Source organism: Dokdonia sp. R78006, assembly GCF_042466145.1.
Classification (GTDB): Bacteria; Bacteroidota; Bacteroidia; order Flavobacteriales; family Flavobacteriaceae; genus Dokdonia.
Map to the genome: position 1 here is coordinate 2,047,672 of NZ_JAXHBU010000001.1, position 15,102 is coordinate 2,062,773.

Consider the following 15,102-nt stretch of genomic DNA (forward strand, 5'->3'; position numbering starts at 1 on the left):
CCTTTTGTATTGTACAAAGGACACTGAAAGAGTTTACAGCTTAAAGAAGATAATAAACAAGGGCACGTTTAAAAATAATGCCACATAAATACCTGTATATGGAGACAAAAACCATACATAATCCAGCAAAGACAACTACCACGATGAGCGGTAGCGAGGCATTAATTCACTGTTTACTGGCAGAGGGAGCAGATTTAATTTATGGATATCCCGGAGGGGCGATCATGCCATTCTACGATCAGTTGCATATACATCAAGATAAGATACATCACGTACTCACACGTCATGAGCAAGGTGCGACGCATGCTGCACAAGGGTTTGCTAGGGCAACTGGAAAAGTTGGAGTTGCTATTGCGACTTCAGGACCAGGAGCCACAAACCTAATAACAGGTATTGCAGATGCCCAGATAGATAGCACACCTATGGTTTGTATTACTGGGCAAGTAGGCTCACACCTATTAGGTAGTGATGCTTTTCAAGAGACAGATATTATAGGGATTTCTACACCTGTTACAAAGTGGAATCATCAAATTACAAGTGCTAAGGAAATACCAGAAGTACTGGCAAAAGCTTTTTATATAGCGCGTTCTGGAAGACCAGGACCTGTATTAATTGATATAACAAAGGATGCCCAGTTTGAAGAATTTGAATTTTCTTATGAAAAATGCGAACACATACGCAGTTATGTGCCCGTACCAGAAGTAAAGGAAGAACAATTACAAGCAGCTGCAGAGGCTATTAATAATGCAAAACAACCCATGATTGTATGGGGGCAAGGCGTTATTCTTGGTGAGGCAGAAGAGGCCTTTAAAGCCTTTGTAGAAAAATCTGGAATCCCAGCTGCGTGGACAATCCTTGGAGTATCTGCAATTCCTACAGACCATCCGCTTAATGTGGGTATGGTGGGGATGCATGGTAATTATGGGCCTAATGTACTTACTAACCAATGTGATGTATTAATTGCAATTGGGATGCGTTTTGATGATCGAGTGACGGGCAACCTTGAAAGCTATGCAAAGCAAGCTAAGGTGATCCATTTTGAAATAGATCCAGCAGAGGTTAATAAAAATGTAAAAGCAGACATACCAGTATTAGGTAATTCTAAAGATACGCTTGAACGAATATTGCCGCTGATAGAAAAGAAAGAACATACTACGTGGCATCAAAAATTTAAAGATCATTACAACATAGAATTTGATAAAGTAATAAAGAACGACATTCACCCTACAAAGGAAGGATTAACCATGGGGGAGGTAATCGAGCTTATCAATACTAAAACAAATGGTGAGACCATTATTGTAAGCGATGTGGGACAACACCAGATGATTGCTTGTCGTTATGCAAACTTCAAAAAATCTAAGAGTAACATCACCTCTGGAGGTCTAGGGACGATGGGCTTTGCCCTTCCTGCAGCAATAGGAGCAAAGATGGGAGCGCCAGATCGCGAAGTAGTAGCGATTATAGGTGATGGTGGTTACCAGATGACCATACAAGAGCTGGGTACTATTTTTCAAACCGGAGCTGCAGTAAAGATTGTAGTGCTTAATAATGAATTTTTAGGAATGGTGCGCCAGTGGCAGCAACTGTTTTTTGATAAGCGTTATGCTAGCACAGAAATGAAGAACCCCAACTTCTGTAAGATAGCAGAGGCTTACGATATTGAAGCTCAGAAAGTCACCGACAGAAGCACACTAGAAGATGCTATTACACGCATGATTGCTTCAAAGAATAGTTTCTTTCTAGAAGTAATGGTAGAAAAAGAGGACAATGTATTCCCTATGATTCCTACAGGAGCATCAGTATCAGATATACGCTTAGCATAAGAATATCATTGATTATATAGAACAGCCTAAAAGGTTTTGCTACAATAAAATAATTAGTACTTAAACTCAACATCTATGAGTGAGCAAATAACAACATATACGGTAACAATTTACAGTGAGAATAACATTGGGTTACTCAATCGCATCTCTGCTATATTTCAACGTCGTAAGATTAATATTGAGAGTCTCTCTGCCTCAGAAAGTGAGATAGATGATGTTTTTAAATTTACACTAGTGGTAAATATTACAGAACATCAAATGGAGAAAATCAAAGGTCAGATAGAACGCCAGGTTGAGGTTATCAAAGCTTTTTATCATACCGATGAGGAGACCATTTTTACAGAAAGTGCACTTTTTAAAATCAAATCTGAGTTGCTTTTTGAAGAGCCTCAAATTCAGAATATTATTAAAGATAGCCATGCGCGCATTGTCACTGTAAACAGAGACTTCTTTGTGCTAGAAAAGTCAGGCCGCAGGTCTGAGATTGATTTGGTACACCGCGAGTTAAAACCCTTTGGTATTATGCAGTTTACTCGTTCGGGTAGAATTGCAGTTACTAAGACAGAGATGCCTATCTCTTCATTATTACAACAAATAAGGAATGAGCAGGAGGCCGCTTTCGCGAAAGCGTAACACCTCAAATACAGAGTCTAAAAAACAATAACTAATCATTGTAAAGACGTATTTCTAACCACCGTCTTTACCGAAAATTAATTAGAATGAACTACTTCAACACATTGCCACTTAGAGATCAACTGGCACAACTAGGGAAATGCCGTTTTATGGATGCTAGCGAATTTCAAGATGGAATAGCAGCTATAGAAGGCAAGAAGATTGTGATTGTAGGTTGCGGTGCGCAAGGTCTTAATCAAGGGCTTAACATGCGTGATAGCGGTTGTGATATTTCATACGCATTACGTGAAGGTGCAATTACAGAAAAGCGTCAGTCTTTTAAGAATGCAACAGATAATGGATTTACAGTAGGGACGTATGAAGAACTTATTCCTACTGCAGATTTAGTGTTGAATCTTACACCAGATAAGCAGCATACCTCGGTAGTAAAAGCAGTAATGCCATTAATGAAGAAGGGAGCTACGCTTGCTTATTCTCACGGTTTTAATATTGTAGAAGAGGGAATGGAAATACGTGAGGATCTTACGGTAATCATGGTGGCACCTAAGTGTCCAGGGTCTGAGGTGAGAGAAGAATATAAAAGAGGTTTTGGAGTACCTACCTTAATTGCAGTACACCCTAATAATGATCCAGAAGGGAAGGGGCTAGCGCAGGCAAAAGCCTATGCAGCAGCGACAGGAGGACACAGAGCAGGTGTTCTAGAGTCTTCTTTTGTAGCAGAAGTAAAGTCTGATCTTATGGGTGAGCAAACCATACTTTGTGGAGTGCTACAAACGGGCTCAATCCTTTGTTTTGATAAAATGGTAGAGAAAGGGATTGATCCTGCATATGCTGGAAAATTAATCCAGTATGGCTGGGAAACCATCACAGAAGCTTTAAAACACGGAGGAATTACAACGATGATGGATCGTCTTAATAATCCGTCTAAGATTAAAGCTTTCCAACTAGCCGAGGAATTAAAAGAGATTATGCGTCCGCTATTTGAAAAGCATATGGATGATATTATTTCTGGTCACTTTTCAAAAACTATGATGGAAGACTGGGCTGCAGATGATAAGAATCTTCACAAATGGAGAGCTGCCACTGGAGAAACTGCTTTTGAAAAACAAGAAATCACTACCGAAGAGATTACGGAACAAGAATATTTTGATCATGGAGTACTCATGGTGGCCATGGTGAAAGCAGGAGTAGAGCTCGCTTTTGAAACCATGACCGCTGCAGGAATTATAGAAGAAAGTGCGTATTATGAGTCACTACATGAAACGCCACTTATCGCAAATACGATTGCTAGAAAGAAGCTTTTTGAGATGAATCGTATCATTTCTGATACGGCAGAGTACGGTTGCTATCTTTTTGATCATGCTTGTAAGCCTTTGTTAACTGACTTTATGAAGACTGTGGATACCAATATTATAGGTTCCGCTTTCGCGAAAGAAAATGATGTAGATAATCAAGAATTAATCGCTGTAAATGATGCAATACGCAATCATCCTGTTGAGGAAATAGGAGCTACACTACGAAGAGCTATGGTTGCAATGAAGAAAGTGAAAACAGCCTAAACAGAAGAGGTGCATCATTAATCTGTAAAAGGTTAGGGTGTAATAAATTTCAAAATAACAAGTATGGATACTATGTGTAAATGGCAGTAGCAACAACAATATTTATTCCCACGTTAAAGTCAATTACTGATGCAGCAAATAGGGTAAAGAAGGTTGCCATAAAAACACCATTTATGCGCAGCTTTACATACTCAACCAAGTTTGATGCAGAAGTTTTTTTGAAGCGTGAAGACTTACAGCAAGTTCGCAGTTACAAAATACGAGGCGCTTACAATAAGATAAGCACGCTTACAGATAAACAAAAAGAAGTAGGCATCGTATGTGCTAGTGCTGGTAATCATGCGCAGGGCGTAGCTTTATCATGCTCACGTTTAAGTATTCATGGTACTATATTTATGCCTTCTACTACACCTAATCAAAAGGTGGAGCAAGTAGAAATGTTTGGTGGAGAGTGGATTACTGTAGTGTTAGAAGGTGACACCTTTGATGATGCCTTTGCACGAGCGAGTGATGTGTGCACCACAGAAGGGAAAACGTTTGTACATCCCTTTGATGACGAAAAAATAATAGAGGGCCAGGCAACTGTAGGCTTAGAGATTTTAACGCAGTCTGAGCAGCCGCTAGATTATGTTTTTGTTCCAGTAGGTGGGGGAGGATTGATAGCTGGATTGTCTAGTGTTTTTCATCACCTATCACCTAAAACGAAGATTATAGGAGTAGAACCTGCAGGAGCTCCTGCGATGCTCACTTCGCTCTCTCAAAAGGAAAATACTACGCTAGATGAGATTGATAAATTTGTTGATGGTGCAGCAGTACAACGAGTAGGCGATCGCAACTTTGCAATTGTTCAGCAGTTTGTGGATAGGGTAGTTACCGTTTCTGAAGGTAAGATATGCCAAACCATTCTCGATTTATATAATAGAGATGCTATAGTAGCAGAGCCTGCAGGCGCAATGACACTCGCCGTATTAGATCAATTTGCTGAAGAAATAAAAGGTAAAAATATCGCTTGTATCGTAAGCGGAAGTAATAACGATATCACCCGTACCGCCGAAATTAAGGAGCGTGCTTTGTTACATCAAGGATTAAAGCATTATTTTATTGTGAAGTTTCCGCAGCGAGCGGGAGCTTTAAAAGAGTTTGTGGCTGAGATACTCGGACCTACAGATGATATCACCTATTTTGAATATTCAAAAAAGACGAGTAGGGAACAAGGTCCCGCAATTGTAGGTCTTGAAATAAAATCTTCAAAAGATTTACAGCCGCTTCTCGATAGAATGCGTGCGCGTAAATTTTATGGTGAGTATCTCAATGATAAACCAGAGTTATTTCAACTGCTTGTTTGAGTGTGATCACATTTTCGCGAAAGCGTATGAAATCATATAAAAGCAAAAAGCTCAAATTCATATCACGAATTTGAGCTTTTCTTATGTATGTCGAGCGGTTATGCTACTTGTGGTAAACTACGTGTTAACCACCCACTTTTACCTGCTGTTGCGATGGCGTAAGGAGTGATCCAGAACAAGCCAAAGGTATAGAGTAAACTGTATGAGTATGCATAAAATGACTCGGCGATATTGTATTTTTTACCATAAAATAGGGCAGGGAACGTTGATAATATCAAAATACTTACTAGCGTAGATGTTAAGAATAATACCGGGTGAGTCGCTATGAAAAATAACATAAAAGCGAGGAAAGGATAGGTCATGATAATCTCTAGTGACTGACTAATAAATAGTAATCGTGTACCTGCTTTTGATTCTTTTCTAAAGTCTGTAAACACATATTTTGCCATTGCAATATTCTCACGCACGTTGCTTCGTCCCCATCTAATGAACATTTTATAAAGTCCTTTATAGTTTTCCGGTACATTAGTATATGCGTAAGCATTTTTTTGGAATAGTACGTGCTTACCTTGGCTAAGAATCATATTAGTCATCGCACGATCCTCACCTATGTCTGATGGTTTTCCCATAAAGGTTTGATCAATCCATTCTTCTAGACATGCAAAAACAGCATCTCTTCTATAGGCAGCTAGTGCGCCAGGAGTACATAATACAGAGTTAAGGTTACTCTCTGCAGATCGTACAAACTCAAAACTTAATACAAAACTTACGTCAAGCATTTTTGGTAATAATGCTTTCTCATTATTTAATACTCTTATGTTGCCTGCTACGGCACCACAATCTTCATTATTGACAAATGGACTTACTAGATTACGAAGCGTGTCTGGAGTAACGATAGAATCACTGTCTACGGTGATAAAAACTTCACCAGTTCCTTCGTGAAAACCACGATATAATGCGTGACGTTTACCCATGTTTTTAGGTTGTTGGCATATAGAAACACGGTTTCCTAATTCTTTTTTAGCCACTTGCATCCAGTGCCATGTGTCATCTTGACTTCCATCATCTATAGATAGTAGTTGGATTTTTTCTACGGGATAATCACTAGCAGCAAGACTTTGCAGTGTTGCATATACTTGTTTTCCTTCATTATAAGCAGGTACAATCACAGTTACTGTAGGCAACTCTGCATCTGTAACAGACGCTACAGGTTTGTAACGGAAATAATTATAGAGAGTATATAAAAAGAAGGCACTTTTATAGGCTAGAAAAACTGATGCAACCGTCATGAATGCATAGCCAAACACGGTGCTTTTACGTTCAAAATCAAGTTGTGAAAAATCATAACGGAGCATGTATGCGATATATGCAGATATCACCAGCAGTAAGAAAGTTGTAATGAGGACAGTGGTTCCCCAAGGGTTTACGGCTATTTTTTTTGCAATTGAATGTTTCTTGGTAGCAGTAGATGCTAATTCTTCTGGAAGGTTGTTGTTAGTGTCCATATGTTTTGAATCAAGGTTCTATATCAAGTTGAGGTAGTTTTACGGACGTGGAAGTGATTTGGATTTTTGATGGGGTTACTTTAACAAGAAGTTAGTTTTCTTAACAGTTATGAATTGGTTTTATGTTAAAGAAAAAAGCCAACTCGCAGTAACGAGTTGGCTTTAGTTATAAGTTCGCTTTCGCGAAAGCGTAAGTAATTATTCAATAATTGTTGCGCCTTCAGGAATGTCGAAGAAGCTTTTTTCAACCTCTGGATTAAAGCGGATGTTGTCTATCGTAATATTAGTAATATGCTCTCCAGCTTCTTCATCTTTTGTTAACCAGTGCGTGTGGAAACCTGTAGGGAGTTCAATACCGTTTACGATTGTTGTTCCTTGAACTTCCATAAGTTTTTCTGGAGCAGCGCCGCCATTAGGAAAATATTTAGGGTATGACACGATGTAACGTACAACAGCTACCTTATGATCTTCTTTGCCTACATAAATAATGTAGTAATCATCTGGAGCGTCTCCAGTACCTTCACTAAAGGTAATTTTAACGACGTCATAATTTTTATTCTTAAACTTTTTATCCTCTAGTTTTTCAAGGTTAACTCCTTCACCGTCTAAGATAAAAGGTGAGCCTGCAAGGTAATATGGAGTAAGTGCCCAGAAGCGCATGTCAAAAGGAAATGCTGTTGAGTCTGTTACTTGTTTCCAAGCTTTTTCTCCATCCCATCCAAAACGCTGCGTCGTATCTTTTGGATTCCAGTGTACTGCTTTATTATTCCACGTGTCTAGTGTCTCATCTGTATAGCGACGAGTACTTCCATCTAATGGGACATAATCAAAACGAAAGGAAAGTGGTCCGTTTTCAAAAAATCGTTGCAGTCCACCATGAGCCTCCATAGATTGCCAAACAATCTTTCCAGCCTCAGTACTATTTAGTCTTTTTTCAGTTTTGGCCACACGCTCGGTGATCCACGAAGTTTCAACCTTTGCGAGGTTCTCATTTACAGTAGCTACTTCTGGTACAGGCGTATCAGTTGTGTTTTCTTGTTTGCAAGATGTAATCGTAAGCAGTGCACTGGCTGCTATAGTAAGAAATGTATATTTCATAATTATGGTAGGTTATTAATCATTTAAAGTCATGCAAAGCTGACCAAACTTACAGCGAAGTATGTTAGTATTTTCTTAAAATTTAAAGTGTTGTAGTACGCTTTCGCGAAAGCGTATAAAAAACAAAAACCTCCTTAATGAAGGAGGTTTTGTCAACGTTGCGATTTGGGGCAATGTTAGTGAATAATTAATTTTTGAGTATGTGTAGTTTGTAATTTCTGGACTTTAATGATGTAAGCACCTGTACTTACACCTTGTACTGGCAACTCTATTCTTGAAGTTTCACTATCTGGTGTCCACTGTTTAATAAGTTGTCCTAGCATGGTGAATAGCTGTACTGACTTAACGTCATAATCTACTCTTTTGTTAATTACAATATTATTAGACTGGCTGTTGAAGTAAACACTTAAGTTATCTGACTCCTCAGTTTCATTAAGTATTTCTACTTCTACCACTTCGACATCTTGATTATTTTGTTCTTGTTCATCAGTTTCTTCTGTGGTATCCTCCGTCTCGTCTTCAGCTTCTGCTGTTCTTTCAAAAACGATATAAAATCTTTCTAAATAGGTGCCAGCCTCTAGCGTTAAGGTAAATTTCTCATCTGTAGTGATATCTGTGTAGGTATCTAGTAAAGCGTCAAAAACATAAACAGTAGTGTTTTCTGTATTTATATTTTCAAGAGCATCCACGCCAATAGAGATTTCACCATCCATAGGTAAACCGATGCGTAAAGGAAACTGTCTGTCATTCTCAATAGCAGGCACTCCTAAAATTATGGCTTTCTCATCATCTAGCATCCACATCATATCTTCTTGTGGATGGTTATCTATAACGGCATCATAAGCTCTATCATATCCAAAAGTCGTATTCTCATCGATAGTTAATAGTAATTGTCTGTGATACGCACTAGGAGAGTCAAAGCCTATTCTAAATTTTTCTCTTAGGTCCTCATGTTGTACAATATCATCCTCTGCGTTAAGGGCACTTTCTGATTGTGTTGTTTCACCATTAAAGAAAAACGAACCAGAAGATGCTTCTTTTGCAAACACACGCTGTGTATTATTAAAATTAGTAGTTCCAGTAGCTGCTGCTCTCACAAAGAATCCTTGACCTACGGCTACAAATTGAGTAGGAGTTTTAGTACCTACACCACTAGTATTTTGAGCAGGGTGACTTACTGCCGGTGTACCTCCACTTAAAGTATAGAGTGCATATCCAGCTTCATAGTCTGCTAAGAAGTGATTACCTCCACCCCAGTGCTCCCAGAATGATAATGTCCCAGTCAAGTGTGGATTATCATTAATAAATTTATTTGCATCAAGAGCAGAAGGGAAAGGGTTACCCATCATGAAGTCATTACCTGCATTTATTAATTTGTCAATAGATACTGCATCTGTACCATTGTTAGGCTTACCTATAAATACATAGTTTTGAGGATCTGTGATTCCGCCACTACCTGGTCCTTTCATAGTGAAGCCGTCACCTGTTTCTAACGATCCATAAGGTCCTATTTGTTCATAAGCACTGTAGGTGTCTGCAGGGTTATTTCTATAGGTAAATAGCCAATAAGCACTCACCGTCTTAGGTGAAGTATTTGCTCCATTAAATCCAGTACTGAAATTTAATGATTGTGGATTGTTTTCATCTGTGCCATCATTCATGATAGAGGCAACAGTGTGTGCTTGGTTTATATCTGTTATGTTAATAGGTCCTACAGGTGATGACCAGATATTATATGAATAGGTATCTGAAGTTCCTTGTTGGTCTCTTTCTAACCTCCCTGCACTGGTAGCTGCTAAGTCACTATTTTCTGTCTGAATTAATTGTGACTCTCCTACGAGATCCATCACGCCGTCTAATTTTAAATAGTGAGACACTTCTATCTTACTATCATTTCCTATAGTTAACTCGGCAGTATTTACATCAAGTGCTAGAACCGTGTTATTTGATGCCGTAGAAACATTGTGAGCTGTTTGAACAATATTCCAATCAATGGTTTGCGTTCCATCAACTAGTGATGGTGCTCCTGGTAGTGCTTGTGTAGCCCCATTAGTCCATGTATTTGTATTTGCCCAAACTCCATCTGCAGTAGAAACATAAGGTAGGGGAGCCGTTTGGAAATCTACAGTTTGCAGATTTTTTATGGCTGCTACATAATTATTGTCAGACTCGTCTTTTACGTTAGTAAATGTATACTTACTCATAGGTAAATACATCTCTAGGTCTGCCCAAGGGATGGTAGCTACTTCATTTTTAGAGATATTTTGAGGGATGATTTTACCATTTACAGAATCATCTGTAAATTTCTCTATTTCCTGATTCATGATGAATTGTAGTTGTTCTTGCGATAAAGCTTGACTCCATACCCTTACCTCATCAATAGTTCCATCAAAGAATCTTGTAGGACTTTCATGATTTGAGGCAGCAATAAGAAAGTGATTGTTTGAGCTTACAGGATTATTGCGTACGGCAGAGGTATCTTCTATGCCGTCAATGTAGAATGTAGCTCTATTTCCATCATATATTACAGCAATGTGATGCCACTCATCTTGTGGAAGTGCAATCGAAGCATTTAGAGCCTCAGTAGTTCCTGCTGCATTTTTCCATACGATGCGAGGTACCATTGCATTTGTAAGTCTAAGAGCATACCCTTCTGTATATGGGATGTTGCTTTTTGAAATAATGTCGCGATTATTTGCATTTGCACCAGCTTTTACCCAAGTTGACATGGTGAAAGGTCCCGTGAGATCTGCAACGTCATCTGCATCCATGTAATCAGCCACACCGTTGAAAGAAATCGAGCGCTCATAAATGTATTCTGGAGCGTAACCGAATGTGATGTATTTTTCTCCATCAAAATCATAAGTTGTTTCAAGGTTTACTCCACTTGGATACATGATTCGATACTCTGAGGTTGGACTAAATGAAGGAGTATCTGAAATGAACATTAAAAAGTTTCCTGGAGGTGTAATTGTGGCTGAAAGTGATGCTTCAGGGACTGATATTTTAACTACTCCAACAGATCCTTTTTCTACTACTTTCCAAGTGCGCTGTATTGAAGTAAAATCTACCACTGTGTTTAATCCGGTAACACCTGAACTTAAATCAACTTGTATAGGAGCTGAGGCAGCAAAAGACCCATTGTTATTTCCCCAGATTAAAAAGTTTTTATTACTAATTGTATTAGTATTGGTCGCTATATTTTCTGAGTTAGTGTTGTAAATTTCAGAAAGTCCCATAGTAACAATAGCTCCGGGATTACTTGAGGTAGATTGTTTTTGATTTAAGGTAGCAGCATTATCTCTACCTATACCAGCAATGTCATATGTAAATCCATTATTTATGGTTGTATCCCATATAGTTGTGCCATCGCTATCAACATAGTTTTCATCACCTTGTCTCGTGGCAGTAGTACTGTTCGTACGATGAAGTGTCACTCCATTTTTTAGAGCGAGATATGACTGTATCTTCTTTTGGTTAAGTAAAGAATTTGGAGCGTTGTAGCTAATGAATTCTGTTATCTTCCCATTAAACCAAGAGGATATATCTGTTCTGTTTAAGCCAGCAAAACTTACTCCTAAGGCATAAATAGAGTTGTTAATGTCATCATATGGTAACACATTACCAACTGTGTTTGTAGATTGGTCATATGCAAATGCACTAACATTATCTACTCGGATACCATTCTTATAAATTTCTGATCCATTCCCACTAGAATTTCTCTTAATATTTATAATAATTACTTCATCAGTATAACTATCTGAATTAGTTGAATAAGCACGTCCATATGTATTTGGTGTAGTTGCATTAGCGCTTGCTGGTGTAGAACCAATCATGTGACTCAACATATTATCATTACCGGAGAAGCGTATAGATATTTTACCAGTCCAAAATCCAGTTCCATCTTCGGAGAATTGTCTATTTGATGCTCTACCAGCTACAATACCTTCAAATGCGCCTGACGTTGTACCATCTATAGTGCCGTTTTGTTTTAATACTACCCAATAATCTTGAGAGTAGAATCCTCCTTTACCTTTAAGCTGAGTCTTGCCTGCTTCATTAAAACTAAGAACAGGATTATGATTTATATTTTCAATACTATTATTGAAATATATAGGTGTATCAAAACTGCTTACAGTGGCATCATTATCTTGTGCTTGGTCAGACCATACATTTACTTGATTTCCATCTGTAGCTGTTATTCCAGAATTACTTTTTAACCAAAGTTTTAAGTTTGAAGTTACATCTGCCGGGCCAGATGGTGGATTTCCAAATGGTATCTGTGGATTTCCAACAATTATAAAATTGTCAAAGTTTGCACCATCATCCCTTGTAGTATCACCGTCATCTGAAAACCTCACTCTAAAGCGAGCTTGAGGGTTATTAGTTAGAGATATTGGTAAATCTAGATATGATGTCATAAACTGCGACTTAGCAGCATTAAAATTGCTATCATTAATACCGCTCCATCCATTTACGTTAGTTCCTAGACCCAGAACGTTAGCATCGTTGTACCATTTATTATCAGCTCCTAGACCTGAAGTTCCTAACACCATCCAATTAGTCCCTCCATCTGTTGAATATTCTATATTCATTCCATCTTCTGGATCATTATTGAGGTTATATCTCACATCAATGTATAATCTAAGGTCTGTAAAACCAGTAAGATCTATAACAGGGCTTATAGCATAAGTATCACTGCCTGACGCGAAGTCGTTATAGTTGTTGGTGTAAAAATAATTTCCATCAGTTCCTGGCTCGGTGGTGTTTGCTCCATATGTCCAAATGGAAGCTCCTCCTGGGTTTGAAACAGTCCAGCCTTCTGCACTAACATCGAAATTATTATAATGGATGGTATAACTTGGTGAGGGGTCAATAGTAGATGAGCCTCGAACAGTAAAATCATAGGTAGCTTCATTAGTATCATTAGATCTTACTCTTACAATTTCAGTATGGGTACCTACACCCGTTGGAGTGTATGTTACTTGAAAAACACTAGAACTACCAGCTGCTATTGTGCCAGATGGTAAAGAAGTAATCGCAAAATCAGGGCTGCCTCCTACGATTTCAACAAAGGCACCATTGAGTACTAAATCTGCAGTACCTGTATTATTAATGGTAAAATCATTAGTGTCTGAAGATCCTAAAAAAACGTTACTAAAATCGGTATCATCTCCAGTAGTTGGTGTAGTATCTCCATCTGCAATTTCTACGCTATTTCCAAAAATATCTATCTCAGGAGCATTTATAAGTGTGCACTGTCCTTCAATAATAAATGTAAATGGGTTTTCGTCACTATCATTATTATTTATAGTAACTGTAGCAGTATGGTCACCAACAACAAGTGGGTTGTAAGTGATTTCAAAAGAAGTAGAACCACCTCCTGGTATAATTGTACTAGAAGGTATTGCCGTTACTGTAAAGTAAGGGCTTCCAGTTATTATGGCATAGGGAGAAGCACCTGTGAGGTTAAGGTCTGCACTTCCAGAATTTGCAATGGTATAAGTTCGGCTTATAGTACCATTTACTAGGCTGGCCCCAAAATTAGTTCCATTACTAACTAGTGTTGTGGTATCGCCATCGTTTATGATGTTACCCATACCATTTAACGATATTTCTGGTTGTGGCCCAGTAGCCGTTCCTGTAATACTAAAATTATAAGGGTTTTCATTACTATCATTATTTGTAACACTGAATGTAGCATTATGTACGCCTCCTAAAGTAGGATTGTATGTAATAGTAAAGTTTGCCGAAGCACCTGCAACAATGGTTGCTGGTGGAGGTGATGTGATAGAATAACTAGTAGGACTAGCTCCCCCTAATATACTTCCAGAAAGGTTGAGAGTTGCGGTACCAGTATTTGTAATAGTGTATGTGCGATTCAGTATTGAGCCAGCCGTGATGGTTCCAAAGTCCGTACCATCTCCAACGATTGGGGTTGTATCTCCATCTGTAATTTCTGTTCCTGATCCGAAAATTGCTATTTCTGGTTGTGGAGTAGCGGAAGTCACATTAATTGTATAATCTTCAACTTCACCATCAAAATTGGTGTCGCAAGCTGCTGGGAATACCCCAAACCTCATAGAAACTCTCATTCTCGTGGATCCTAGCGTTGCTCCAACAGGAACGCTTATAGCGAGGGGTGATAATGATGAAGGTTGTGATGCGGCGTTTACTAAAGTACCAGGCTCGTATTGCTCATCTGTAGTATTAAATGTTCCGTCTTGATTCCAGTCAATCCACATACGAGTTCCGTATGCAAAATTTCCATCAGAATTACCTTCTAGTATGAAGTTGTAATTGGATCCTAGAATTAGGTTTGTGGAAATTGCCGTATTGTTAGTGTAAGCATTATCCTCCACAGGACTTGAATTGTCTATGGTGTTAATAGCTACCCTCGTAATAACTGCGGTAAAACCATCAGTCCCATTTCCAAATGAATTACAATATTGGGCGCTAGAGAATTGAATTGTAACGAATTGCAGTATTACAAAAAACGCTAACGCGTTAACTGCTTTTAAGGGGCTAAGCTTTTTCATTTAATAGAATTTTTCGCTACAAAAACCGTTGGGTTAGATTTTATAGAGAGTTGGGATTACGAAATTATGAAAAAAACTAGATTTATCATAGGAAAACCCTTGAAAATGAGTAATTGAGCTGATTTTTGTGTATTTCATCGATATTTCTAGAAAAAAAGATGATGTCGTACTTATGATTCTTGTATTTGATTGTGTATCTCGTCGATGATTTGATTCTCTTGGTAGAGTGTAGTTTGCTCAATATTAGATTTTTAGTATAGAAAAAATATTATTGACTGACAGATTTTAAGTTGTTGAGGTCTGGGTATTTCTATTCAAATTTTCGCGAAAGCATAACCTTTAAAAACAAAAAGAGCATTCTAATAAGAATGCTCCTTTCGCCTTGAATTGACACTAAATAATTATTTTTCTGACTGTACGCGTTTCTTTAATCCTAAATATGCTCCTGCAGCAAGGCCTATTACTATAAATCCATCTATAGGTGCAGCCGGAGCTTCATCATCTACATCATCTGGAAATGTGATTTGTGCTTGGACTCCCACGCTCATCACTAAAAAAAGCAGCGTAGTAAGTATATGTTTTGTATATATAGTCATTTG

Annotated in this window: 8 protein-coding genes; 4 read left to right on the top strand and 4 right to left on the bottom strand. The window is 38.2% G+C overall.

The window, feature by feature from the left end:
- The first annotated feature begins 98 nt into the window (after positions 1-98).
- The 4 genes from ilvB (at position 99) to ilvA (ending at position 5,361) form a co-directional block, all read left to right on the top strand.
- Positions 99-1,823: a biosynthetic-type acetolactate synthase large subunit gene (gene ilvB / locus SJY37_RS09205; protein ID WP_298326160.1), complete on the top strand. Its 1,725-nt coding sequence runs from the start codon at positions 99-101 to the stop codon at positions 1,821-1,823.
- 75 nt (positions 1,824-1,898) lie between these two features.
- Positions 1,899-2,456, top strand: a complete 558-nt coding sequence (gene ilvN, locus SJY37_RS09210; RefSeq protein WP_108878204.1) for an acetolactate synthase small subunit — start codon at positions 1,899-1,901, stop codon at positions 2,454-2,456.
- Positions 2,457-2,542: 86 nt separating this feature from the next.
- Complete coding sequence (gene ilvC / locus SJY37_RS09215) at positions 2,543-4,015, top strand: ketol-acid reductoisomerase (RefSeq protein ID WP_298326154.1); 1,473 nt, start codon at positions 2,543-2,545, stop codon at positions 4,013-4,015.
- An 80-nt stretch (positions 4,016-4,095) separates the two neighbouring features.
- On the top strand, positions 4,096-5,361 hold the full coding sequence (gene ilvA / locus SJY37_RS09220; RefSeq protein ID WP_298326149.1) for a threonine ammonia-lyase: 1,266 nt from the start codon (positions 4,096-4,098) through the stop codon (positions 5,359-5,361).
- A 98-nt stretch (positions 5,362-5,459) separates the two neighbouring features.
- On the opposite strand, the gene SJY37_RS09225 is transcribed toward ilvA, so the two are convergent.
- From SJY37_RS09225 to SJY37_RS09240, 4 genes are all read right to left on the bottom strand, one after another.
- On the bottom strand, positions 5,460-6,866 hold the full coding sequence (locus SJY37_RS09225; RefSeq protein WP_298326146.1) for a glycosyltransferase family 2 protein: 1,407 nt from the start codon (positions 6,864-6,866) through the stop codon (positions 5,460-5,462).
- A 198-nt stretch (positions 6,867-7,064) separates the two neighbouring features.
- On the bottom strand, positions 7,065-7,964 hold the full coding sequence (locus tag SJY37_RS09230; RefSeq protein WP_298326143.1) for a DUF6503 family protein: 900 nt from the start codon (positions 7,962-7,964) through the stop codon (positions 7,065-7,067).
- Positions 7,965-8,140: 176 nt separating this feature from the next.
- Entirely contained in the window at positions 8,141-14,503 is a 6,363-nt protein-coding gene (locus tag SJY37_RS09235; protein ID WP_298326140.1) for a choice-of-anchor D domain-containing protein, read from the bottom strand.
- A 401-nt stretch (positions 14,504-14,904) separates the two neighbouring features.
- On the bottom strand, positions 14,905-15,099 hold the full coding sequence (locus tag SJY37_RS09240) for a PID-CTERM protein-sorting domain-containing protein (protein WP_298326137.1): 195 nt from the start codon (positions 15,097-15,099) through the stop codon (positions 14,905-14,907).
- Positions 15,100-15,102 lie beyond the last annotated feature (3 nt).

What these genes read in the sequence shown, in the direction of transcription:
- ilvC (WP_298326154.1), top strand. Translation starts at nt 2,543, where the DNA reads ATGAACTACTTCAACACATTGCCACTTAGAGATCAACTGGCACAACTA.
- ilvB (WP_298326160.1), top strand. Translation starts at nt 99, where the DNA reads ATGGAGACAAAAACCATACATAATCCAGCAAAGACAACTACCACGATG.
- SJY37_RS09235 (WP_298326140.1), bottom strand. Translation starts at nt 14,503, where the DNA reads ATGAAAAAGCTTAGCCCCTTAAAAGCAGTTAACGCGTTAGCGTTTTTT.
- SJY37_RS09230 (WP_298326143.1), bottom strand. Translation starts at nt 7,964, where the DNA reads ATGAAATATACATTTCTTACTATAGCAGCCAGTGCACTGCTTACGATT.
- ilvA (WP_298326149.1), top strand. Translation starts at nt 4,096, where the DNA reads ATGGCAGTAGCAACAACAATATTTATTCCCACGTTAAAGTCAATTACT.
- SJY37_RS09225 (WP_298326146.1), bottom strand. Translation starts at nt 6,866, where the DNA reads ATGGACACTAACAACAACCTTCCAGAAGAATTAGCATCTACTGCTACC.
- ilvN (WP_108878204.1), top strand. Translation starts at nt 1,899, where the DNA reads ATGAGTGAGCAAATAACAACATATACGGTAACAATTTACAGTGAGAAT.
- SJY37_RS09240 (WP_298326137.1), bottom strand. Translation starts at nt 15,099, where the DNA reads ATGACTATATATACAAAACATATACTTACTACGCTGCTTTTTTTAGTG.